General features: G+C 60.0%; 21 protein-coding genes. 11 read left to right on the forward strand and 10 right to left on the reverse strand.

Going from position 1 to position 22,281, the window contains the following annotated elements:
- Window positions 1-85 precede the first annotated feature (85 nt).
- From V1471_RS03530 to V1471_RS03555, 6 genes are all read left to right on the forward strand, one after another.
- Entirely contained in the window at window positions 86-550 is a 465-nt protein-coding gene (locus tag V1471_RS03530; protein WP_434286925.1) for an Lrp/AsnC family transcriptional regulator, read from the forward strand.
- 272 nt (window positions 551-822) lie between these two features.
- Complete coding sequence (locus V1471_RS03535; protein WP_434286926.1) at window positions 823-1,893, forward strand: UDP-glucuronic acid decarboxylase family protein; 1,071 nt, start codon at window positions 823-825, stop codon at window positions 1,891-1,893.
- Window positions 1,890-2,906, forward strand: a complete 1,017-nt coding sequence (gene galE, locus V1471_RS03540; protein ID WP_434286927.1) for a UDP-glucose 4-epimerase GalE — start codon at window positions 1,890-1,892, stop codon at window positions 2,904-2,906. Before V1471_RS03535 ends, galE begins: the two co-directional genes overlap by 4 nt.
- Window positions 2,907-2,909: 3 nt before the next feature.
- Entirely contained in the window at window positions 2,910-4,781 is a 1,872-nt protein-coding gene (locus V1471_RS03545; protein WP_434286928.1) for a glycosyltransferase, read from the forward strand.
- 16 nt (window positions 4,782-4,797) lie between these two features.
- Window positions 4,798-5,703 (forward strand): glycoside hydrolase family 26 protein, encoded by a 906-nt coding sequence (locus V1471_RS03550; RefSeq protein ID WP_434286929.1) that lies wholly within the window; start codon window positions 4,798-4,800, stop codon window positions 5,701-5,703.
- A 273-nt stretch (window positions 5,704-5,976) separates the two neighbouring features.
- Window positions 5,977-6,285, forward strand: a complete 309-nt coding sequence (locus tag V1471_RS03555; protein ID WP_434286930.1) for a hypothetical protein — start codon at window positions 5,977-5,979, stop codon at window positions 6,283-6,285.
- A 339-nt stretch (window positions 6,286-6,624) separates the two neighbouring features.
- Here V1471_RS03555 and V1471_RS03560 read toward each other — a convergent pair whose 3' ends face one another.
- From V1471_RS03560 to V1471_RS03605, 10 genes are all read right to left on the reverse strand, one after another.
- Entirely contained in the window at window positions 6,625-7,026 is a 402-nt protein-coding gene (locus V1471_RS03560) for a hypothetical protein (RefSeq protein WP_434286931.1), read from the reverse strand.
- Complete coding sequence (locus tag V1471_RS03565; protein ID WP_434286932.1) at window positions 7,026-7,412, reverse strand: response regulator; 387 nt, start codon at window positions 7,410-7,412, stop codon at window positions 7,026-7,028. Before V1471_RS03565 ends, V1471_RS03560 begins: the two co-directional genes overlap by 1 nt.
- The gene (locus V1471_RS03570) at window positions 7,412-8,293 is read right to left on the reverse strand and encodes a CheR family methyltransferase (protein WP_434286933.1); all 882 of its coding nucleotides are present in this window, start codon (window positions 8,291-8,293) and stop codon (window positions 7,412-7,414) included. The genes V1471_RS03565 and V1471_RS03570 overlap by 1 nt, the downstream gene beginning before the upstream one ends.
- A gap of 32 nt (window positions 8,294-8,325) precedes the next feature.
- Window positions 8,326-8,793 (reverse strand): chemotaxis protein CheW, encoded by a 468-nt coding sequence (locus V1471_RS03575; RefSeq protein ID WP_066704893.1) that lies wholly within the window; start codon window positions 8,791-8,793, stop codon window positions 8,326-8,328.
- Window positions 8,794-8,797: 4 nt separating this feature from the next.
- A complete protein-coding gene (locus tag V1471_RS03580; protein WP_434286934.1) occupies window positions 8,798-11,107 on the reverse strand; it encodes a chemotaxis protein CheA in 2,310 nt (769 codons plus the stop codon).
- Between the two features lie 9 nt (window positions 11,108-11,116).
- Window positions 11,117-11,482: a response regulator gene (locus V1471_RS03585; RefSeq protein ID WP_066704896.1), complete on the reverse strand. Its 366-nt coding sequence runs from the start codon at window positions 11,480-11,482 to the stop codon at window positions 11,117-11,119.
- The gene (locus tag V1471_RS03590) at window positions 11,479-11,760 is read right to left on the reverse strand and encodes an STAS domain-containing protein (protein ID WP_434286936.1); all 282 of its coding nucleotides are present in this window, start codon (window positions 11,758-11,760) and stop codon (window positions 11,479-11,481) included. Before V1471_RS03590 ends, V1471_RS03585 begins: the two co-directional genes overlap by 4 nt.
- Window positions 11,761-11,943: 183 nt before the next feature.
- Window positions 11,944-12,918, reverse strand: coding sequence for a glucokinase (locus tag V1471_RS03595; protein ID WP_434286937.1), 975 nt, complete (start codon window positions 12,916-12,918; stop codon window positions 11,944-11,946).
- A 3-nt stretch (window positions 12,919-12,921) separates the two neighbouring features.
- On the reverse strand, window positions 12,922-14,262 hold the full coding sequence (locus tag V1471_RS03600; protein ID WP_434286938.1) for a GH1 family beta-glucosidase: 1,341 nt from the start codon (window positions 14,260-14,262) through the stop codon (window positions 12,922-12,924).
- A 138-nt stretch (window positions 14,263-14,400) separates the two neighbouring features.
- Window positions 14,401-15,429 carry a substrate-binding domain-containing protein gene (locus V1471_RS03605; RefSeq protein ID WP_434286939.1) on the reverse strand — a complete coding sequence of 343 codons (1,029 nt, stop codon included), beginning with the start codon at window positions 15,427-15,429 and terminating at the stop codon, window positions 14,401-14,403.
- 343 nt (window positions 15,430-15,772) lie between these two features.
- Between V1471_RS03605 and V1471_RS03610 the strand changes: the two genes are divergently transcribed.
- From V1471_RS03610 to V1471_RS03630, 5 genes are all read left to right on the forward strand, one after another.
- Complete coding sequence (locus V1471_RS03610; protein ID WP_434286941.1) at window positions 15,773-17,041, forward strand: ABC transporter substrate-binding protein; 1,269 nt, start codon at window positions 15,773-15,775, stop codon at window positions 17,039-17,041.
- 159 nt (window positions 17,042-17,200) lie between these two features.
- A complete protein-coding gene (locus V1471_RS03615; protein ID WP_434286942.1) occupies window positions 17,201-18,202 on the forward strand; it encodes a carbohydrate ABC transporter permease in 1,002 nt (333 codons plus the stop codon).
- A 12-nt stretch (window positions 18,203-18,214) separates the two neighbouring features.
- Window positions 18,215-19,477 (forward strand): carbohydrate ABC transporter permease, encoded by a 1,263-nt coding sequence (locus tag V1471_RS03620; RefSeq protein ID WP_434286943.1) that lies wholly within the window; start codon window positions 18,215-18,217, stop codon window positions 19,475-19,477.
- A gap of 15 nt (window positions 19,478-19,492) precedes the next feature.
- Window positions 19,493-21,157, forward strand: coding sequence for an alpha-glucosidase (locus tag V1471_RS03625; RefSeq protein WP_434286944.1), 1,665 nt, complete (start codon window positions 19,493-19,495; stop codon window positions 21,155-21,157).
- Between the two features lie 20 nt (window positions 21,158-21,177).
- A complete protein-coding gene (locus tag V1471_RS03630; RefSeq protein WP_434286945.1) occupies window positions 21,178-22,269 on the forward strand; it encodes an ABC transporter ATP-binding protein in 1,092 nt (363 codons plus the stop codon).
- Window positions 22,270-22,281: the final 12 nt, after the last annotated feature.

Here is a 22,281-nt window from a genome sequence, read left to right on the forward strand (position 1 = left end):
CACATGTACCGGATAATTTCTAGACGAAGGCTCTATTTTTGGCGTAATACTAGACGATATGACCTAAAATCAGGGGAGATTTAGTATGAATTTCGAATTGGATGCGACCAACCAGAAAATTCTCGAAGCGCTGGTCGCCAATGCCAGAATCCCGATCACGGAACTGTCTAAAAAGGTAGGTCTGTCGAAGACGCCTGTGACCTATCGGATCAAACAGATGGAGGATGTCGGGCTGATCACCGGCTATCGGGCGATCCTCTCGCCGCTCAAGCTCGGGCTCACCAATGTGACCTATATCGAGGTGCGGGTTTCGGACACGCGCCAAAAGGCTTTGGAAGAGTTCAACGCGGCGGTGCGCAGTATTCCGGAGGTCGAAGAGTGCTATATGATCGCCGGGGGGTTCGACTACCAGATCAAGTTGCGCTCCCGCGATATGGCACATTATCGCGAGATCATGGCCGAGAAAATTTCCGCCCTGCCGTATATCAGTTCGACCACGAGCTACGTTGCCATGGAGGCCGTGGTGGAGCAGAGCTGGCTCAGTCTTTGATGGGCGCTTTGGGAGGTGCTGGGGTGCTTTCTGGCCCGGTACAGGTGGGGGATTAAGACAAGGGTTTCATGCAGGAATTCGACGCGGTGCAGCGCTGATTTGTACGGCTTTGCAGCATGTTAACCATAAAGGTGTATTTCAAATTATGGTTATATTGAGACACATCAACGCCGATTTTTGGGCTATGATGTAAAATATAGACGTTTAGCACAAACGGCTCTGATGTCTCTGCTGCGGGGGCTTTATAGGGATCAGGGTGACAGGAGGGGGAGATGGGCTCCAACGTGAAGCGGTTTGATCCGCAATTCAGTCTTGTATCCAGTGAACAGCATTTTGCACAAAGGGTTGTCCTTGTCGCGGGCGGTGCCGGTTTTATCGGGTCCAACCTGTGTCGACGGTTGTTGTCGCAGGGAAATAGGGTGATCTGCGTCGACAATCTGGAAACCGGACGCTTGTCGAATATTGGCGCGCTGATGTCGGAGCCGGACTTCCGATTTTTCCTGCATGACATCGTCGAGCCGTTCAGTATCAAGGGGCAGTTGGACCGGATTTACAATCTGGCTTGCCCGGCCTCGCCGCCGAAATACCAGAAAGACCCGATCCACACGTTCCAGACCTCGGTCATGGGGGCGCTCAATCTTCTTGAACTGGCATCGAAAAAAGGTGCGCGCGTGCTGCAATCCTCGACCTCCGAGGTCTATGGCGATCCGGATGTCTCGCCACAAAACGAGGAGTATCGCGGGCTGGTGAACACGATGGGGCCGCGGTCCTGCTATGACGAGGGCAAACGCGCCGCCGAAACCCTGTTCCACGATATGCATGTGACGCGCGGCGTCGATGTGCGCGTGGCGCGGATTTTCAACACCTACGGACCGCGGATGGACCCGGAGGACGGGCGGGTGATCTCCAACTTCATCGTGCAGGCGCTCAAGGGCGAGCCGATGACGATTTACGGCACGGGCGAACAGACGCGCTCCTTCTGCTATATCGACGACATGCTCGAAGGGCTGATGGCGCTGATGGAATGCGAAACCTGCGGCGCTGTGCCGGTCAATCTCGGCAATCCGGGCGAGTTCACAATGAACGAGTTGTCGCGTCTGGTGCAAAAGATGATCCCGGGGCACGGCGGCGCGGTTTATTGCGATCTGCCGAAAGACGACCCGCGACAACGGCGTCCCGACATCACGCGAGCGAGAACCCTGCTGAACTGGGCGCCGCAAGTGTCGTTGCGCGCAGGGCTCGTGCCGACGGTGACGTATTTCAGCAAAGAGCTGGAATTGTCTCAGGAACAGGCTGGCTCCGGGAATGTGATCAATCTGCTCGCGGGGGGAGGTGCGGCATGACACAGATTTCGTCCACACCCACGCGCGTGCTCGTCACCGGCGGCGCGGGGTATATCGGGTCGCATTGCTGCAAGGCGCTGAGCCGGGCAGGGGTGGTGCCTGTGGTCTATGACAACCTGTCGCGCGGGCATGCCGATGCAGTGCGTTGGGGGCCGCTTGTCAAAGGGGATATGCGTGACGAGGCGCATCTTGCGCAGGTGCTGAAAGACGAACGCATCGACGCGGTGATCCATTTTGCGGCTTTCGCCTATGTCGGCGAAAGTGTGCAGGAGCCGCAGATGTATTACGACAACAATGTCGGGGGCATGATCGGGCTTCTGGGGGCGATGCAGCAGGTCGGGGTGAAGACACTGGTGTTCTCCTCCTCCTGTGCCACTTACGGCGTGCCGGAGTGTGTCCCGATCGACGAGACCATGACGCAGGTGCCGATCAACCCCTATGGGCGCTCGAAGCTGATCTGCGAATGGATGATGGAAGATGCCGCCACGGCTTGGGGGCTGAACTTCGTTGCCCTGCGCTATTTCAACGCGGCAGGGTCGGACCCGGAGTTCGAGCTGTCCGAACGCCATGACCCGGAAACCCATCTTATTCCGCTGGCGCTGATGGCCGCCCAAGGCACCGGCGCGCCGCTTCAGGTTTTTGGTACGGATTACCCGACGCCGGATGGCACTTGTGTGCGCGATTACATTCATGTCAGCGATCTCGCGCGGGCCCATGTGCTCGCCCTCGATGCGCTGCGTGGAGGGGCGGGGCCGCTCAAGCTCAACCTCGGCACCGGCAAGGGGACGTCCGTGCAGGAGATCCTCGATGCGGTTGAACGGGTGACGGGGCATGCCGTGCCGCATATCGACAGTCCGAGACGTGCGGGCGATCCGCCGGAACTGGTGGCCAATCCGTCCCGGGCGCATGAGGCGCTTGGTTTTGAGGCTCGGTGGAGACAGATCGACGAGATTGTCGGTCATGCCGCACCTTGGTTTGCTGAGAAACCCGCGGAGGCGCCGAAGGTCGCATGAGTGATGGTCAAGCCTGTGATGTCCAAACCCTCTGCCCAATCTGCGGAGCGCCCCGTGCCCCGGCACCCGGCCCTCGCGCCTCGACCGATGCTCGCCCCACTGTTCTCGCGAGGGCGCAGGCGTTGGTACGGCTTTCTGGCGGTGCTCTGGTTCTTGGCCTCTCTGTGGTTCTGGATCTGGTGGCTCGAACCCGCGCATGTGGGGGGCGTCGTCCGCTTCGGGTTGATCACCCTCGGGTTGGTCTGGGTCTGGAGCATGCAGGCCTATTTCATGGTGATCTTCCTCGCCGCACATCGCTCCGCCGCGCCTGATCCCGTGCCGGGGACTTACCGGGTGGCGATGATCGTGACGAAGACGCCCTCGGAACCCTTCGAGGTGATCCGGCCCACGCTCGAAGCGATGTTGGGGCAGGATTACCCCCATGACACATGGCTCGCCGACGAACAGCCGACACGCGAGGTCACCGACTGGTGTGCTGCCCATGGGGTGCATATCTCGTCGCGCCACGGACTTGCGGTTTATCACCAAAAGGAATGGCCGCGCCGGACCCGCTGCAAAGAAGGCAATCTGGCCTATTTCTACGACACATGGGGCTATCGGCTTTACGACATCGTCTCCCAGCTCGACTCGGATCATGTGCCGGGACCCGGATACTTGCGCGAGATGGTACGACCCTTCGCCGATCCGGAGGTGGGCTATGTCTCGGCTCCCTCGATCTGTGGTGCCAATGCCAAGGGGCACTGGGCGGCGCGCACCAGGCTTTATGTCGAGGCGGCATTCCATGGCATCTTTCAGGCGGGTTACACGCGTCTTCTGACCCCGATGTGCATCGGATCGCATTACGCGGTCCGGACGAGAGCGTTGAAAGAGGCGGGGGGGCTTGGGCCGGAACTGGCGGAGGATCATTCCACCACCATGTTGATCTCGGCGGCCGGATGGCGTGGGGTTCATGCCATCGACGCGATCGCGCTGGGCGACGGGCCGACGACGCTGCCGGATCTGGTGACGCAGGAATTCCAGTGGTCGCGTTCGCTCGTGTCGCTCCTGCTGCGCTATACGCCCGATTACCTGCCGCACCTGCCGCTCCGGCTCAAGGCGCTCTTCCTGCTTTGCCAGCTCTGGTACGTGTTCTTCGCGTTGGCCATGGCCATGGCCTATGTCGCGCCGGTTCTGGCGGTGCTGTTCGATTTCACTTATGCCGATGTCACGTATCCGTCCTTTATCGCCCATAGTTTCCCGATGGCGCTGATCCCGCTTGTGATCGTGCGGGGGCTGAAACGCGACGGGTTGTTGCGACCGATGAATGCGAAGATTCTCGCCTGGGAGAAAATCCTCTTCGTCGCCCTGCAATGGCCATGGGTGCTTTGGGGCGTTGCCATGGCGGTGCGAGATCGGATCTCCGGGCATTTCGTGGATTTCCGCATCACGCCCAAGGGGGCAGCAGCGCAGGCCACCATGCCCATGCGGATCATCATGGTGTACGCGGTTCTGGCGCTGGGCGCGATCCTTCCGGTCATGCTGCGCGCGCATCTCGTGGTGGCGCCGGGGTTCTATCTTTTGACGCTGTTGAACGCGGTGATCTATGTGATCCTGCTCTCTGTGGCGATCCTTCACCACATTCGGGAAAACCGTATCAAATTGCGGAATTTTACCCCGAAACTGGCGCTGCAAAGTGCTGTTTTGATAGTGATCATGGCGTTTTTCGCCAATTCTGTTATGCTGAGGGGACAGATGGGTCTCCTTGCCCTGTCTTACGGACTCGAGCCTCTGCAAGTCATGAAAGTCGAGTACGTGGTCGCCGGTGCGGGTCAGGGCCAACCGGGGGATGTGCATCTGGAATTCGCACCGGAATGGTTTGGGGACATAGCGCCCTGAAAGGGAGGGAGCGATGATGAACATGTCGACAAAACGGATGATGAAGGCGCTGGGCGCCGGTCTTGGGATAGGGGTCCTGTCGGGGCTTCTGAGTATGGGCTTTGCGCAATCGCCGCCGGGGCAGGTGCCGTTCGGGGCCTATGACCCGGACGGGGATTTCTCCCGCGACGGGGCTGTGACCGTCGAGCATTTGTTCCTGCCATGGGAGGACGTGTACCTTCCGTCGCTGAACGATGCCGATGCTTACGCGCTGGAACGTCAGCGCGCGCTTTTGGTGACGCTGGAGCCTTGGACTTGGTCCCGGAGCGAACGCAACACCGCGCGCTATCTGCGTGAGGGGATTTTCAACGGCACTTACGACGGCAATATGCATGCGGTCTGTCAGGTTCTGGGCACGCTGAAAAGCCCGGTGACGCTGCGGTTCATGCATGAGATGGACGACGAGAGCGGTCAGTTCATCTGGGCGGGCTGGGATCCGGACGATTACATTGCCGCCTACCGTCGGATGACGGATCTCTGCAAGGAAGACGCGCCGAACATCAACCTGATGTGGTCGCCTTTGGGCGATGAGAAAATGGCGCAATACTATCCGGGCGATGAATATGCCGATCTGGTCGGGCTGTCGGTCTTTGGGCTTCAGGCTTGGGATCAGGCGAAATACGGTCATGACCGGACCTATGACGAGATTTTCGCACCGCGTTACGAACGCGCGCAGGCCTTTGGTAAGCCGGTCGTGGTGGCCGAGTTGGGCTATGTCGGGCAGGCGGGGTACGTCGAGAACTGGAAGAACACCGTGCGGGTCGAAAACGCCGATTATCCGGCTTTGGTCGGTGTCGTCTACTTCAACTACCCGGAAGTCTACCCGTGGCCGGAAGGCTTTGGTCAGCCGGACTGGCGGATCAAAAATCAGGTTCTTAAATGACCTGATCATGGGCGTTTTGCTCTAAATTGCGACATAAGCGAATGGGCGGCGAAAAACCGCCCATTTCTTTTGTTCTGTGCAATCTTTTGAAGCTATTTGATTTTATCCGGATCACATCCGTCATTCGCGTCTGACACAATGCTGCCATGCTTGTGACGAACTCATGACCTTCTTGACCTGTAACCTCGTTTTTACCAATCACGGGGTAACGAGAGAACGACGGACCTGTCTCTGCCCTTGTGCTGGACGAGGCCGCGCAAAGGAGGCAGAGCAATGTTCGTGTTTACGAAATCTATTCCCCATGTGTGTCGCAAAGGCGTTTTATCCAGAGCGGTTCTGACCGCCGCCTTCGCAGTGGCCGTGATGGCCGCGGGCAATCCGGTATTGGCCTCGCAGACCGAAACGGGCGCGCAAAAGACTACGGTCGGCGGCAGCGGCAACACCCGGTTTGACTGGCTCGCGGCTGGCAAGGAGGTCGCGGATGCCGACATGACCACGACATCCCCGATGCCACAAGGCTCCGGCTCCTGGATCTGTTCACCCGCGGGCTTCGGCAATCATTCCCGCTGTTATCGTCGCTGAGCACGACAGTTCGGCACGGCGCAGGTGGCGCTTGCGTTCCGTTGTCTTTGTCGTGCGCATAGTCTACGCGAACTCCGGGCGAAAACCGGAGACCTTCCTGTCGAATAGGCGGGCAATCTCAAGGGCGCAAAACAGAGTGTCTGTGGAGACAGGTGCTCTTTAATTCTATATCACTCTCTCTTTTAAACGGTATCGGGTCGGTTCCGTATGGCCTGTTTTTCTGGCTTGGTTCAGAGGTCTTCTTAACAGTGCGCTGCACGATCGGGACGTTTCTTCAGTCAGATCTGGATGCTGAGACTGTGAAGGTTCGAGGTGAAGTGATTGCTTGAGGAGAAAGGTTCAGAACCAGGCGATTTCCCCGGAGTCGTCTTCCGAAAGGGCGAAAGGCGCGTCGATATTGTCGAATAATTTGTGAGCGAGATGGCGCAGCCGGATGACCTCGCTCAAAGGGTTGATTTCCACCAGCTCCTGTTCGGCCTGACCGGACAGATGCCCCATCACCCGTTGCAGATCGTCAAGCGTCTGATGCAGGCGGTCGATCGCCTGAAGGCTGCGTTGCACCGCCGGGGAGAGGCTTTTGGCTTCCGCAAGTGTCGGCCCCAGCGCAATCTGGACCTCCGCGGCCAGGATGACGAGCGTGACCATTTCATCCTGAATACGCTTGTTCAACGTTTTCAGGGGAATGGACGCAGATTCATTCGAACTGTCTTGCGGCACGGAATGTGCTGGGATCGGCGACATCAGAGTTTTCCCACGATGGCTTCGATTGCAGATCGCAGACCGTTCGGATCAAAGGGCTTCTTGAGAAAATTGTTCATGCCGAGACGTTTGCCCATGTCGATGATTTCACGATCGGCACGCCCGGTGATCAGCAGGAAGCCGATGCCGCGCGTGGAGCCGTTCGAGCGCAAGGCATGCAAAAGTTGCAGACCATCCATACCGGGCATGTTGTAATCGGAGATCACGAGATGCACCGGGGTGGTCGCGAGTTTTTGCAGGGCGGAGGGGCCATCCGCCGCGCTGGCGACGTTGCGAATGCCGAAAGAATCCAGAGCGTTGGTGATAAGCCCGCGGCTTGTGGACATATCATCGACGACCATGACGCGAAGTTGATCCCGCAGTGCCATCAGACCGTTCCTTTTGGGGCCTGCGCCTCAAGCGAAGGGAGGAGCAGAGCATTTTGCTTCGTTTTGTAGGTGGTGACGCCCGCATTTTCAAAAAGCGGTGCTGCACTCTCGCTCAGGCGCTCCGAGTGACCGAGCATTAACCAACCTCCGGGTTCGAGAATGTCGGCAAAGCGCCGGAATAGCCGGGCCTGCGTCTGTTCGTCGAAATAGATCACGACGTTGCGGCAGAAAATCAGATCGAATTTGCCCTTCATGGGCCATTCGGCATGCAGATTGAGCTGACGGAACGCGACCATGTTCCTGACGTCCGATTTGAGCGTCAGTGCGGTTTCGCCCTCCTGTTCGGAGGATGTGCAGAAAGCCTTGATCATCTCATCGCTCAACCCCGTGGTCAGAGACCCGATATACTGCGCGCTTTTCGCCCGCACGAGGACCTCGGGGTCGATATCTGTCGCCAGAATCTTGAGATCCTTCTTGGCGAGGTCCGGGGCTTCCTTGAGGATCGTCATCGCAATGGAATATGGTTCCTGCCCGTTTGAGCAGCCCGCCGACCAGATCCGCGCTTTGCCCCCGGTCGCAAGCTTCTTGCGGAGATGCGGAATGATGGTGGTACTCAGATAGTCAAAGTGATGGTTTTCCCGAAAGAAATGCGACACGTTCGTGGTGAGTGCGGAGATGAAATTCTCCATCTCCTGCTTGTCCTTGGAGGTCTCGAGGAAATCCAGGTAGGCGTCGAAGCTCGGAATGTTCAGGGCGCGCAGACGGCGGCTCAGGCGAGATTTCACCATCGAGACCTTGGATTGCGCAAGCACGATGCCTGCCTCTCTGGCCGCAATGGCGACGATCCGCGCAAAGGCACGATCCGAGATGGAGCTTGCCATTTTGGGACGGCCGCTTATGGGGGACAATTCGCTCAAGCGACCTCCTCGCCCTGCGGAGGCATGACGGCTTCCAGATCGAGAATACGGATCATCCGTCCGTCCACGATGGTCAGGGCAGATACGAAGGTGCGGGCGTCATCTGCGGCGAGATCAGGCGGCGGCTGCATCTCCTCGGAGGGAATGGCGAGAATATCGGACACGGCATCGACCATAAGACCAACGGTGCGTTCTCCGAGATCGACCACGATGATGACGTTGCGTTCGGAATCCTCACCGGTCTGCAATCCGAGGCGCGCCGACAGATCGATGATCGGCAATACGGTGCCGCGCAGGTTGATGACCCCTTTGACGAAGAAGGGGGCATGCGGCAGGGACGTCGCCTTGGCGGAGCCGCGAATTTCGCGCACGGACATGATGTCCACCGAGTAGTCCTGACCGCCAACGCGGAATGACAAGAGTTCGATAGACGATGAGGAAGTCAGTTTGTCGTTGTCGGTCATTGTCTTATCCTACATGAGCATGTTGGGGGGTGCGGGGACGGGTGCGACCGGAGGCCTGGCTGACCAGATCGGTCGGATCGAGAATGAGTGCGATCTGCCCGTCGCCGAGGATGGTGGCGGCGGCGATGCCGGGGACACGGCCGTAACTGCCCTCGAGCCCCTTGATGACGACCTGACGTTGATCTTCGATCGCATCCACGGCCAGAGCCGCGCGGTTGCCGTCCTCCTGTCCGATCAAGAGAACGATGCCACCGACATAGCTCTCCTGCGGCGTGCGATAGCCAAGCTCCGCGCCGAGATCGAGCAGGGGGACAAAGCCGCCGCGGATCTGAACGACGTGGGTTTCCGGGCCAAGCGCCTTGACGTCGTCATCGGTGAGCGTGAGTGTTTCGAGAATGGCGTTGAGCGGGACGACGAGGGTCTCGTCGGCCACCCGCACCACCATGCCATCGAGCACAGCGAGAGTGAGGGGCAGGGAAATCGAGAAGGTTGTGCCTTTACCTTCTTGAGATGTGATCGTGATCCGGCCGCCGAGCGCCTGAATGGAGCTTTTGACCACATCCATACCGACTCCACGACCGGAGAGATTCGAAATCTCTTGCGCCGTGGAGAAACCGGGCAGGAACAAAAGGTTGTCGATATCGCCATCGGTCAATTGCGCATCGGCGGGGATGAGGCCCTTTTCGATGGCTTTCGCCTTCACGCGCTCGCGGTTGATACCAGCGCCATCATCGCTGACTTCGATCACGATGCGACCGGAGCGGTGTTGCGCCGTGAGCATCACGTGACCCTCGCGGGATTTGCCTGCGGCAAGACGTTTTTCGGGGTTCTCGAGCCCGTGATCGACCGCGTTGCGGATCATATGGGTGAGCGGGTCGGCGAGGCGTTCGATCACGGTCTTGTCGACCTCGGTGTTTTCGCCATCTGTATGCAGGCGCACTTCCTTGCCAACGGAGGCGGAGGATTCGCGGACGATCCGGCCCATGCGCTGGAACAGGGATTTGATCGGCTGGGCGCGGATCATCATCACAGATTCCTGAATGTCGCGCGTGAGTTGCAGGAATTCTTCAAGACCCGTTGAGACCGGTGAGTTCGGCGGAAGGCCAGCCTCAGTCACCGATTGGCTGAGCATGGCCTGATTGATGACGAGTTCGCCGACGAGGTTTACCAGCCGGTCGATGCGTTCGAGATCCACCCGCACCGTAGCGCGCGGTTGTGTCGGGGTGCCGGTGGTTTTTGCCGGGGCCGCACCCTCGGCGGGCGTGTTCTCGACATGTTTGGCGGGTTCTTCGTCATCGAGCGTTTCGGGGGCAACCATCGCTGTCACGGGTTTCGCCGGGGGCAGAGGCGCAGGAGGGGTTGCTGCGACAGGAGAAGACGGTTCCAGAGGCGGCAAGGGGGGCAGAACTTGGGCCACTGCGGCCGGAGCGGCTGTCGCCGGTGCGGTGCTGGCCGAAAGCGGCGTGATGTCGAGCTGGCACAGCCCGTCGACGAATTCGAACACCTCGCGCACGGCCTGTTCGCTTTCTTCGGTATGAACGGTCAGGGTCCAGGACAGGTGTCCGATGTCGGCATCGATCTGGTCGAGAGCGGGCAGGGAGGTTGCGTGACAGGTCACGGCCAGATCGCCAAGGTCGCGCAGGGCGCGGAAGAGATACAGCGGTTCATTGCCCGAGACATAGAGTGCGGGCTCGGGTTTGAAGAAGACGATGAAACCTTTGCTGCCAGCGATCGATTCACTGGTAGGAAGTGGTTCGGTCAACGGAAGAGTGTCCTCGTCCGGTCCGGCCATGGGCAGGGGGGAGAGATTGGGAAAATCTGGCAGATTGGGAAGTCCAGGCAGGCCTGCATCGCCCCCGAAATCCAGAGACAAATCCAGTGACAGGGTGGCCGGGGTGAAATCGAGATCCTCTTCGGATTCGTCTTCGACGCCGACGAGTTTTTCGAGTTTTTCCAGCACCGGATCGGTCACGTCGGAGGCGACGACGTCATCGTCCCGGGCGGCACGCACGAGATCTCCCAGCACATCGGCGCAGGTGAAAAAGAGCCGGATCGCCTCACCATCCGGATGAAAACGCCCGGCGCGCACCTCATCCATCGCGGTCTCGAACCGATGGGCGAAATGGACGAGATCGTCGAGTCCGAAAGCCCCGGCGCCGCCTTTGATCGAATGCACGGCACGGAACACGATGTTGATCGTTTCCGGGTCGGTGTCGCCGTCATCCATCAGTTGCAGGCCATCCTGGAGGCTTTCCAGAAGTTCTTCGCATTCGATGAAGAAGGAGGCGCGGATTTCTGCCATCGGGTCGGACATGGGAACCTCTTAACCAGCCACCATTTGGAGAGCTTTGACGAGTTTGGCGGGGTCGAACGGCTTGACGATCCAGCCGGTGGCACCGGCGGCGCGGGCCTTGGCCTTGAGTTCGTCGGCGCTCTCTGTCGTGAGCACAAGGATCGGGATGCGGCTCCATTTGTCTTCGGAGCGCACGGCGTCGATGAAACCGAACCCGTCCATACGTGGCATGTTGATGTCGGTGATGATCACGTCGGGCTCGATGTCTTCGAGCACTTCGAGCCCGTGAATGCCGTCTTCGGCGAGATGGGCGGTAAAGCCCGCCGATGACAGGGCGAGATTGAGCATGTCGCGCATGGTGCGGCTGTCGTCGACAGCGAGAACTTCCAGACTCATGTCCAGGCCTCCGGTTGGGTCAGGGTTTCGGGGGTAAAGCCAAAGAGGCCAAGCATATCGATGCAGTTGTCGGAGGCATGGGCCAATCTCGTGGTCTTGCCTTGCGCCGCGCGCGTCTTGATGGCGGAGAGGATCACCTGAAGCGGCAGGGTGCCGAGATGACGGACATTACCGGCATCGATCACCAGTGTATCGTCGGTGATGGCGGTGAGCTCCGCCAACAGGGGAGCCACGGATTGATAATCGAGCCGGTCGTGGAGTTGCACATGTGTGGTCATGTGCGCACGCCTTTTTTACGGCAGGGGTGAGACATCTCGAATTTCCCTTACAACTGCGGTCACGAGACCTTGTGTAAGGGCAAGGGAGTTAAAACGAGGTTACGTGCCTCGATTTTTATGGACGCCGCGAAAATCTACGACAAATCGTGCGGATATTTTTGAAATACACTTTATAATAAAGGGTTATGGGTAGATGTTGTGCATGTGCGAGGCACATCCCGTAAGCGCCGCATAGTCGTCTTCGATCACGGAGACGGAAAAATTCTTCATGAAACCGGCAAAGCGTCCCTTGTCGCGAAACGCCTCGTCAAAGCCGAAACGATCGAGGTAAGGCGCGATGTGACGGGCTACGCCGCCGACAAGGTAAATGCCGCCGAAGGGCAGTTGGATGAGTGCAAGGTTTCCGGCCACGGTGCCGAGCATATGGACGAAGAGCCGGGCGGCCTCGGTGGCGATGGCATCCTCGCCGCTCTCGACACCGGCCATGATGTCGGCGGCGGATTTCTCGCGCGGGGTTCCGGCCTCGGTGCCGAGGAACAGGTAGGTGCGTTCGAGGCCACGGCCCGAAAGCACGTCTTCGATGGCGGGAAACCCGTGCGCGGTCTCGACGAATGCGCAGAGCTTGAGCTCATGCGCGGTGCGGATCGGCAGATTGGCGTGACCGCTCTCGGAGGGGGCGACGAACCGGCCGGTTTCGGTTTCGAACACCGGAGAGGCGTTGAAGCCGGTGCCGATGCCGATCACCAGACGCACGGCTTGCGAGGGGGCGGCAGGGGCCTCGATCACCGGGCGGATGTTCTCTGGTGCGATCAGGCCCAAAGCGTGGCCCTGCGCCTGCAAATCGTTGAGAATGGAAACATGTTCGGCTTGCGTGGCCCGTTTGAGCGTGTCGCGGTCGATGGTCCAGTCGAGATTGGTCATCGTGCCGACCCCGTCGCGCACCGGGCCGGCGAGCGCCACGCAGGCGCCCTTGCAATCCACGCCGCCCTCATCCTCGACATATTGCCGCAAGACGCTTTCGAGCCCCGGAAACTTGCGGTTCGAATAGCGCCGGATCGTCTCTGGCAACAGGCTTACGCCGTCGGCCAGCGCCACACGGGTATTGGTCCCGCCAATGTCGGCCACGAGGGTGAGAGTGTCGGCGGGATGTTGCGGCATGGCTCAGGTCCGTTCCAGAAGGTCTTTCAACATGTGATACGAGGCTTTGGGGGTGCGTTTCAACGTGTCAAAATCCACATGCACGATCCCGAAGCGCCGCTCATAGCCGAAGGCCCATTCGTAATTGTCCAGAAGCGACCAGTAGAAGAAGCCCTTGAGGTTGACACCGGTCGCAATGGCACGCTGCATCGCCGCCATATGGTCACGGATAAAACCACAGCGCTCCGGGTCGTCCACGACGCCATTGCGCAGGTGATCGTCCCAGGCCATGCCGTTTTCCGTCACCATCATCGGCAGATCGCCGACATAGCTCTCCTTGAGCCGCAACAGCAGCGCCTCGAGCCCCTCCGGGCAGATCTCCCAGCCCATCTGGGTGGTGGCGAGATGACCCTGCGCCGGGGTGGTCGAAGGCCATGGGCTCTCCGGATCATGGGCCACAAGATTGCGGGTGTAATAATTGACGCCGAGCCAGTCGATCGGGCGCGAGATCGCTTTGAGATCTTCCTGCCAGCCATGCGGCAGATGTGGCTCAAGCCCTTCGAGTGCCTCTTTCGGATAGCGCCCCTTGGCGATGGCCTCGATGAACCAACGATTGTGGGTGGCGTCTTGTGTGACGGCGGCCCGAATGTCTTTCGGGTCATCCGTAGCGGGCTGGGTGTGCTCGAAATTGAGCACGATGCCGAGGTTGTTGCGGCCATGGGCACGCAGGCGGGCGACGGCTTCGGCATGGGCCTTGAGCACGTAATGCATGGAGCGTGCAGCGGCGCGGATGTTGCGCAGGCCCGGCGCATGATGGCCCAGCAGATGCGACAGGTAAGAGACGCACCACGGTTCGTTGATCGTGGCGTAGGTGGCGACCCGGTCGCCGATCCGGTCGTCGATCACTTCGACGAAATCGCCGAACCAGCGCGCGATGGACGGGTTGGTCCAGCCGCCGAGATCAGAAAGTGCTGCGGGCAGTTCCCAGTGATAGAGCGTGACATGCGGCTCCAGTCCGCGTTCGAGGATCGCGTCGGTCAGGCGGTCGTAATAATCGAGCCCCTCGCGATTGACCGCGCCGCGACCTTCGGGAATCACCCGCGCCCAGCTCGTGGAAAACCGGTAGGCGTCGAAATTCCCGGCCTTCAGAATGTCCATGTCCTCGTCGTAGCGATGATACTGGTCGCAGGCCCGCGCGCCGTCCTCGGCCCGAAGCACGTTGCCGGGCGTGGCGGCAAAGCTGTCCCAGTGGCAGGGCCCCGCACCGCCGAATTTATGGCCTTCGACTTGATAGGCGGCGGTGGCGGCACCGAACAGGAAACCGTCGGGGAAATCTTTGCGGGTGAGCGAGGGGGACGGGGTCATCGGATGCTCCATCTGTGAAGGGCTAACTGCGCTTATAGTGGGAAGGCGCAGGGGCAAACAAGATCAAAGCGCTTTGAATTTTGCGCTAACCGCATCGGGGCCGGTCGTGCAATGATCTGGCGCAAGGGGCTGTTTTGGTTATTTGGGGGCGGGGCCGGTTGTATGGCCGATGAGCAGATCCGCATCGAGCAATTCGTGGCGCGGCGGGCGCTCGGGGTGGGCGATCTGGTCGAGCAGCATCTCCGCACAGATCCGCCCGGCAAGCTTTACCGAGGAGCGGGTGGCGGTGTAGATCGGTTCTGAACTGCCGTTGCGCATATAGGACAGCTCGTCGTCATGCACGATCAGCGACACATCCTTGCCGATCCGCAAGTCCAGCGTGTCGAGCGCGCGGCGCACGCCGTAACCGATGATAATTGACGAGGCCAGTAGCGCAGTCGGCGGTTCGGGCAGGCTCAGAACCTTCATCGTTGCGACATAGCCGAATTCCTCGGTCATCTCGGCGCTGTGGCACAGGGCCGGATCTTCCGCGATCCCGGCGGCTTCGAGGGCAGCGCGATAGCCTTCGCGGCGCTTGGCTGCGAAGTCCATCGCCTCCAGCCCGTTCAGCAAGCCGATCCGCCGGTGCCCGAGGTCGATGAGGAAGTGTGTCGCCCGCTCGAAGGCGCGCAGGTTGTTCATGTCAACCCAGGCATAGTCGTTTTCATCGGCGCTTCCGGAGCGGCCATGTACGACGAAAGGCATGCCGATATCGCGTAACAACTTGATTCTGGGGTCATCTGCCTTGGGGCCATGGACGATCACCCCATCGACCGAGCCTTTGGCCGCGATCTTGCGATAGGCGTCGGCCTCGCCGCTGTCGGGCACCACGGTCAACAGCATGTCGATGTTTTCGCGCGAGTAAATCTCGGAGGCACCCGCGATGAAATCGGCGAAAACCGGGTTGACCATCTCATGGCCTTTGGAGAGCGGGATGATATGGCCGACGGCGTGATTGCGTCCGGTGGCGAGCCCTCGGGCGCGCGGGTTCGGAGCGTAATTGTGTTTGCGGGCGGCTTTCATGACCTTTTGCCGCGTGACTTCGGAGACCTCCGGGTATCCGTTGAGGGCGCGGGAGACTGTCGTCTGGGACAGGCCGAGCAGGGTGGAAAGCTCTTTGAGGTTCATGTGATCCCCGTTGATGGTATTGCGTCGCGTGAGCCACAGGGCGCTGTGGTGTGGTCCGTGATATCCCACCACGCTAGACCGAGGTCGGGGCGAAGGTAAAGATGGGAGTTTCTGCCGAGCCGTCATGCTCGGTGATGTCATCGCAAGCTGACGTTGCGGAAGTGTTACAAGTTATATTCTGTGCCGTGAAGTCCTCTTGATCCGTGTCATTGACTTTGGGGTGTGCTTCCGACAGGTTGGGGCGGTCAAAGCGCTTTGACGGCCATGGAAGTGATTGATTTTCGGGCTGATAGCGCTAAGATTCTTTTGCCCGGGTCCGGGTATGAAAACTGGGAGGTTTTACATGAAAAAGACACTTATGACCGGTGCTGCGACGCTCGCCCTTATGGCTGGAGGCGCGCAGGCACAGGATCTGACCATTGCCGGTCCGTGGATCGGCGCCGATCAGGAAATGGTCGAGAAGGTCCTTGAGCTTTTTGAAGAACAGAGCGGTCTCGATGTCGCCTATGTCGGCTCCGACAGTTTTGAACAGCAGATCGTGATCGACGCCGAAGCGGGCTCCGCGCCCAACATCGCCGTCTTTCCGCAGCCGGGTCTCGCGGCAGATATGGCGAAGCGTGGCTTTCTGACGCCGCTTGGCGATGATGTGGAAAACTGGGTGCGCGACAATTACGCCGCCGGTGAATCCTGGGTCGATCTCGGCACGTCTGTGGGGCCCGACGGAAACCCGGCGCTTTACGGCTTTTTCTATAAGGTCGATCTGAAATCTCTGGTCTGGTACGTGCCGGAAAACTTCGAGGATGCGGGCTATGACGTGCCGACCTCGATGGAAGAACTGAAAGCGCTCACCGAACAGATCGTTGCCGATGGCGAGACGCCCTGGTGTATCGGTCTGGGCTCCGGCGCGGCGACCGGCTGGCCTGCCACCGATTGGGTCGAGGACATGATGCTGCGCACGCAGCCGCCCGAAGTCTATGACGGTTGGGTTTCCAACGAGGTGAAATTCGACGATCCGCGTGTGGTCGCCGCGATCGAGGAATTCGGCTGGTTCGCTCGCAATGACGCTTTCGTCTCCGGCGGGGCCTCCGCCGTAGCCTCCACTGACTTCCGCGACAGCCCGAAAGGTCTCTTCACCTCGCCGCCGCAGTGCTACATGCACCGCATGGCCTCCTTCATTCCGGCCTATTTCCCGGAAGGCACCGTCGAGGGTGAGGACGTCGATTTCTTCTACTTCCCGTCCTATGCTGAAAAAGATCTCGGCAACCCGGTTTTGGGCGCAGGGACGCTTTGGGCGATCACCAATGACAGCCCGGCGGCGCATCAGTTCATCGAATTCCTCGAAACGCCTGAGGCGCATGAAGTCTGGATGTCGCAAAAAGGCTTCCTGACCCCGCATAAAGGCGTCGATGCGTCGAAATTCGGCGATCCGGCGACGGCTGCGATGAACGAGATCCTGCTCGGCGCGACCACCTTCCGCTTCGACGGCTCCGACCTGATGCCGGGCGGCGTGGGTGCGGGCTCCTTCTGGACCGGCATGGTCGATTACGCCGGCGGCAAATCCGCCGAGGATGTCGCCAAGTCGATCCAGGCCTCCTGGGATGCGCTGAAATAATCTGCGTCTAAGCCCAAAAGGCTCTCCGGCCCTTCGGGGCCGGGGACTTTCACGTCCGCCCCGCTCAAGATGGCCCCCGGTTCGGGGAGAAACGATCAGGCGGGGAGGGCAGGTCCGGTCAGGAGACCGCGGCGCGACAGATCGAAGGGGAGAGAGACAATGCATCCGGCTTTTCAGGGTCTTCTGACCATCGCCATCGGCGTCGGCGCCTGTATCGGCTATTTCTATTTTTCCAATATCATTCTCGACAAGGTGATCTTCCCGGCTCGTGGCACGCATGCCGGGCGCAACATCAACCGGGCGAATCTTGTCCGGCCCTGGCTCTTCCTGCTGCCGGGGCTGTTGGCGCTTGGGCTGTACCTTGCCTATCCGGTGATCGAGACACTCAGATTGTCTCTCACCGATCGCGATCTCGGCGGGGCTTATGTCGGGCTCGAGAATTACCGCAAGATGTCGAACGACCCGAAATTCTGGGAGGCGATGCGCAACAACGCCTTCTGGCTTCTGGTCGTTCCGGCGATGTCCACCGGTTTCGGGCTTTTGGTGGCGCAGCTCACCGACCGCATCCGCTGGGGTTCCATCGCCAAATCTCTGATCTTCATGCCGATGGCGATTTCCTTTGTCGGCGCGGCGGTGATCTGGAAACTCGTGTATGATGCCCGGCCTCTGGGCACGGAACAGATCGGCATTCTGAACGCGATCTACCTTGGCCTCGGGGGGGCGGAGCCGATCAACTGGCTGACCCTGCCGTTCTGGAACAACTTCTTTCTCATGGTGGTGCTGATCTGGATTCAGACCGGGTTCGCCATGGTGATCCTCTCGGCGGCGCTCAGAGGCGTGCCGGAGGAAACCATCGAGGCGGCTATTGTCGACGGGGCCAACCCGTTCCAGATCTTTTTCCGCATCAAAGTGCCGCAGATCATGGGAACCATCGTCGTGGTCTGGACCACGATCACGATCACCGTGTTGAAAGTCTTCGATATCGTCTTCGCTATGACCAACGGCCAATGGGAGACACAGGTTCTCGCGAATTACATGTACGACCAACTGTTCCGCGCTCGCGACTGGGGCGTCGGTTCGGCGGCGGCCATGGTGATCATGTTGCTGGTGACGCCGATCTTGGTTTGGAACGTTTACAACGCACGCAAAGAGATGCGGTAAGGGAGCGGGATCATGGACAATATCGCTGGCAAGAAACCCGCATTGATCTGGGCCACGCATCTTTCGGTCGCGCTTTTGGTCTTTCTTTGGCTCTTCCCGACGGTCGGGCTGTTCGTTTCGTCTTTCCGCACCGCCGATCAGATATCCAGTTCCGGCTGGTGGAAGGCGCTGTTCCCGCAGGTGCAGAACACGATGATCCGCACCGCGCCGCCCGAGACGCAGCAGCAGATCGATGGAAAATATGTGATCGAGGGCAATCTTTTCGCTGAAGAAGGTGCCAAGGCGGGCGAGATCTCCGTCTGGGGAACGACTTCACGGTCCATCGACGCCTATAAGGCCGGAGACACCGCCGATTTGGGTGAAGACGGTTTGTTGACGGTCGAGGAGAACGGCGATTACCGGCTGGTGGGGGACACGGAATATACCGGCTCGCGCGGCGAACGCGTGTTCCTGACCGCGAAAACGCCGCCGAGCTTTACTCTGGAAAACTACCGCACGGTGCTGTTCTCGGGCAAAGCCACAGACAAGATGGGCAAGGCCTTCATCAACACCTTCACCGTGACGATCCCGGCGACCGTCATCCCGATCCTGATTGCGGCTTTTGCAGCCTATGCTTTGGCGTGGATGGATTTCCGGGGCCGCGCGTTTCTGATTGCGGTGATCGTCGGGCTTCTCGTGGTGCCGCTGCAACTGGCGCTCATTCCGCTTTTGTCCTTCCATGGCGCGGTGGTCGAATGGTTCGTCGATCTCGTCGGCACACCGATGGCCGACAACGCCCGGCGCTTTGCCGAGGTGGGGAGCATCGGGCGGCTTTTGGGCTTTGAGCCGGGCGATACGAGCAATTCCAAAGGCTATCTTGGGGTTTGGGCGGCGCACACAGGCTTCGGTCTGCCGCTCGCGATCTATCTGCTGCGCAACTATATGGTCGGCCTGCCGAAAGACATCATCGAGAACGCCCGCGTCGACGGGGCGACGGATTTCCAGATTTTCACGAAAATCATCCTGCCGCTCTCCTTCCCGGCGCTCGCCTCTTTTGCGATCTTTCAGTTTCTCTGGACCTGGAACGATCTTCTCGTGGCGCTCGTCTTCCTGATCGACAGCTCCGGCGACACAACCGTGATGACGCGCCAGATCGTCGAGCTTCTGGGTACGCGCGGCGGCAATTGGGAAATCCTCGCGACCGCGGCTTTTGTGTCGATCGCCGTACCGCTGACCGTCTTCTTCTTCATGCAGAAATATCTCGTGCGCGGCCTTCTGGCCGGGTCCGTGAAATAACCAAAGAGCACAATCATGAACGCAGCTTCTTCTTCCTCCGCAGGCTTCACCCGTGACAAAGACTGGTGGCGCGGCGCTGTCATCTATCAGATCTACCCGCGCTCGTTTCAGGACAGCAACGGCGACGGGATCGGCGATCTTCTGGGCATCGTGAACCGCCTGCCGTACATCGCCTCTCTGGGCGTGGACGCGATCTGGATTTCGCCCTTCTTCACCTCGCCGATGAAGGATTTCGGCTATGACGTGTCGGATTATTGCGACGTCGATCCGATGTTTGGCACTTTGGCCGATTTCGACGCGGTGATCGACACGGCGCACAGCCTCGGCGTCAAGGTGATGATCGACCTCGTGCTGTCGCACACCTCGGATCAACACCCGTGGTTTGCGGAGAGCCGCGCCTCCAAGGACAACGCCAAATCCAATTGGTATGTCTGGGCCGATGCCAAACCGGACGGGACGCCGCCGAACAACTGGCTGTCGATCTTCGGTGGCTCGGGCTGGGAATGGGATGCGGGGCGGATGCAGTATTACCTGCACAACTTCCTCGTCGAACAACCCGATCTCAACTTCCACGAACCCGAAGTGCAAGACGCCCTTCTCGATGTGGCGCGCTTCTGGCTGCAACGTGGCGTCGATGGATTCCGGCTGGATACGATCAACTTCTACACCCATGACGCCGAGCTGCGCGACAACCCACCTCTGGCACCGGAGCTGCGCACCTCGAAAACCGCCCCGGCGGTGAACCCCTACAACTGGCAGGAGCATGTCTATGACAAATCCCGCCCGGAGAACCTCAATTTCCTGCGCAAACTGCGCGCGGTGATGGAGCCTTACAATGCCGCCGCCGTCGGCGAAGTGGGCGACGAACAGCGCGGGCTCGAAATCCTTGGCGAATACACCCGCGGCGACGATCTCATGCATATGTGTTATGCCTTCGAGCTTTTGTCCGGCGACACGCCGACGCCCGACTATGTCAAGGAAGTGATGGACAAGGTCGCCGAGGTGGCGGGCGATGGCTGGGCCTGCTGGGCCTATTCCAACCACGATGTGGTGCGGCATATGTCGCGCTGGCATCTCGATCCGATGGGCGCGCGGGCGTTTACCACGCTGATGATGTGCCTGCGCGGTTCGGCCTGTATCTACGAGGGCGAGGAGCTTGGCCTCACCGAGGCGGAACTGGCGTTTGAGGACCTGCAAGACCCTTACGGCATCCGCTTCTGGCCGGAGTTCAAAGGCCGCGACGGGTGTCGCACGCCGATGGTCTGGGATCAGACCCAGCATCACGGCGGCTTCTCCGAGGCGCCGCGCACATGGTTGCCGGTCAGCCCGGATCACCTGTCGCTGTCCGTGGCGCAATCCGAATACGACCCCGGCGCAATCCTGCATCACTACCGCCGTGCCATCGCCTTCCGCCATGCGCACAAGGCGCTGATGACGGGCGAGATGGTGGATATGAAGGTCGAGGGTGCTTGCCTGAGCTTCACGCGGAAGAACGACGACGAAGAGCTCTATTGCGTCTTCAACCTGTCCGATCAACCCGCAACGCTCGACGCACCGGTGGGGAACTGGCATCATGTCGGCAGCGAGCTGAACTCCGCCTCTCCGATGGAGGACGGCAAACTGCATCTCGGGCCTTGGCAACCGGCGCTTATGCTGCGCGAACAGCCCGAAGATCAATAAGAACGCGAGGAGAGAGCGTCATGGCGGAGCTGAAACTTGAGAATGTCGCAAAGGTCTATGGCGGCAAGGTCGAAGTCCTCAAGGACATCAATCTCGACATCGCAACCGGCGAACTCATTGTGTTCGTCGGGCCTTCGGGCTGTGGCAAATCCACGCTTTTGCGGATGATCGCCGGGCTGGAGAAAATCTCCGGCGGCACGCTTGAGATCGACGGGGTGCGCGTCAACGATGTGCCCCCCGCACAGCGGGGCATCGCCATGGTGTTCCAGTCCTACGCGCTCTACCCGCATATGACCGTCTATGACAACATGGCCTTCTCCCTGAAGCTTGCCAAGAAATCCAAGGATGAGATCAAGGAGGCGGTGCTGCGCGCCGCCCATATCCTGCAACTCGAAGACTATCTCGACCGCCTGCCCAAGGCGCTTTCGGGCGGTCAGCGTCAGCGCGTCGCCATCGGTCGGGCCATTGTGCGCGACCCGAAAGTGTACCTGTTCGACGAACCGCTCTCCAACCTCGACGCCGCACTCCGCGTCGCCACCCGACTGGAGATCGCCCAGCTCAAGGAAAGCATGCCCGAAAGCACGATGATCTATGTGACCCACGATCAGGTCGAGGCCATGACGCTGGCCGACCGCATCGTGGTGCTTGCCAACAAAGGCATCGCACAGGTCGGCTCGCCGCTCGATCTCTACGAGCGTCCGGACAACGAATTCGTGGCGCAATTCATCGGCTCGCCTGCGATGAACCTTCTGGCAGGCGAGATCATCGAGACCGGCGCGATGACCCGGGTGAAGCTCGACGGCGAGGGCATCGCCACCTCCGCGATTCCGACGGAGCCCTCCGACATGGGCCGCCGCGTCAATATCGGTGTGCGTCCCGAAGACATGCACCTCGCCGAAGGCGAAGCGATCCTCGACGGTGTGGTCGATGTCGTGGAGGCTCTGGGCGAGGTGACGCTGCTCTATTTCGTGGCCGAGCGCGGCAACGATCCGATCATCGCCAAGCTGCCGGGCATTCACGCGGGCCTCAAGGGCCAGACCGTGAAACTCTCCGCGCCGCCGGAAAAGGTGCATCTTTTCGCCGACGGGCTGTCGATGCGGCCGAAAGGGTGAATCTTGTGAGCT

The organism is Celeribacter sp. SCSIO 80788, assembly GCF_051054295.1.
Classification (GTDB): domain Bacteria; phylum Pseudomonadota; class Alphaproteobacteria; order Rhodobacterales; family Rhodobacteraceae; genus Celeribacter.

Bases quoted from the DNA above. Each gene is read 5' to 3' on its own strand.
- V1471_RS03530 (WP_434286925.1), top strand. From the start codon at position 86: ATGAATTTCGAATTGGATGCGACCAACCAGAAAATTCTCGAAGCGCTG.
- V1471_RS03535 (WP_434286926.1), top strand. From the start codon at position 823: ATGGGCTCCAACGTGAAGCGGTTTGATCCGCAATTCAGTCTTGTATCC.
- galE (WP_434286927.1), top strand. From the start codon at position 1,890: ATGACACAGATTTCGTCCACACCCACGCGCGTGCTCGTCACCGGCGGC.
- V1471_RS03545 (WP_434286928.1), top strand. From the start codon at position 2,910: ATGGTCAAGCCTGTGATGTCCAAACCCTCTGCCCAATCTGCGGAGCGC.
- V1471_RS03550 (WP_434286929.1), top strand. From the start codon at position 4,798: ATGAACATGTCGACAAAACGGATGATGAAGGCGCTGGGCGCCGGTCTT.
- V1471_RS03555 (WP_434286930.1), top strand. From the start codon at position 5,977: ATGTTCGTGTTTACGAAATCTATTCCCCATGTGTGTCGCAAAGGCGTT.
- V1471_RS03560 (WP_434286931.1), bottom strand. From the start codon at position 7,026: ATGTCGCCGATCCCAGCACATTCCGTGCCGCAAGACAGTTCGAATGAA.
- V1471_RS03565 (WP_434286932.1), bottom strand. From the start codon at position 7,412: ATGGCACTGCGGGATCAACTTCGCGTCATGGTCGTCGATGATATGTCC.
- V1471_RS03570 (WP_434286933.1), bottom strand. From the start codon at position 8,293: ATGGCAAGCTCCATCTCGGATCGTGCCTTTGCGCGGATCGTCGCCATT.
- V1471_RS03575 (WP_066704893.1), bottom strand. From the start codon at position 8,793: ATGACCGACAACGACAAACTGACTTCCTCATCGTCTATCGAACTCTTG.
- V1471_RS03580 (WP_434286934.1), bottom strand. From the start codon at position 11,107: ATGTCCGACCCGATGGCAGAAATCCGCGCCTCCTTCTTCATCGAATGC.
- V1471_RS03585 (WP_066704896.1), bottom strand. From the start codon at position 11,482: ATGAGTCTGGAAGTTCTCGCTGTCGACGACAGCCGCACCATGCGCGAC.
- V1471_RS03590 (WP_434286936.1), bottom strand. From the start codon at position 11,760: ATGACCACACATGTGCAACTCCACGACCGGCTCGATTATCAATCCGTG.
- V1471_RS03595 (WP_434286937.1), bottom strand. From the start codon at position 12,918: ATGCCGCAACATCCCGCCGACACTCTCACCCTCGTGGCCGACATTGGC.
- V1471_RS03600 (WP_434286938.1), bottom strand. From the start codon at position 14,262: ATGACCCCGTCCCCCTCGCTCACCCGCAAAGATTTCCCCGACGGTTTC.
- V1471_RS03605 (WP_434286939.1), bottom strand. From the start codon at position 15,429: ATGAACCTCAAAGAGCTTTCCACCCTGCTCGGCCTGTCCCAGACGACA.
- V1471_RS03610 (WP_434286941.1), top strand. From the start codon at position 15,773: ATGAAAAAGACACTTATGACCGGTGCTGCGACGCTCGCCCTTATGGCT.
- V1471_RS03615 (WP_434286942.1), top strand. From the start codon at position 17,201: ATGCATCCGGCTTTTCAGGGTCTTCTGACCATCGCCATCGGCGTCGGC.
- V1471_RS03620 (WP_434286943.1), top strand. From the start codon at position 18,215: ATGGACAATATCGCTGGCAAGAAACCCGCATTGATCTGGGCCACGCAT.
- V1471_RS03625 (WP_434286944.1), top strand. From the start codon at position 19,493: ATGAACGCAGCTTCTTCTTCCTCCGCAGGCTTCACCCGTGACAAAGAC.
- V1471_RS03630 (WP_434286945.1), top strand. From the start codon at position 21,178: ATGGCGGAGCTGAAACTTGAGAATGTCGCAAAGGTCTATGGCGGCAAG.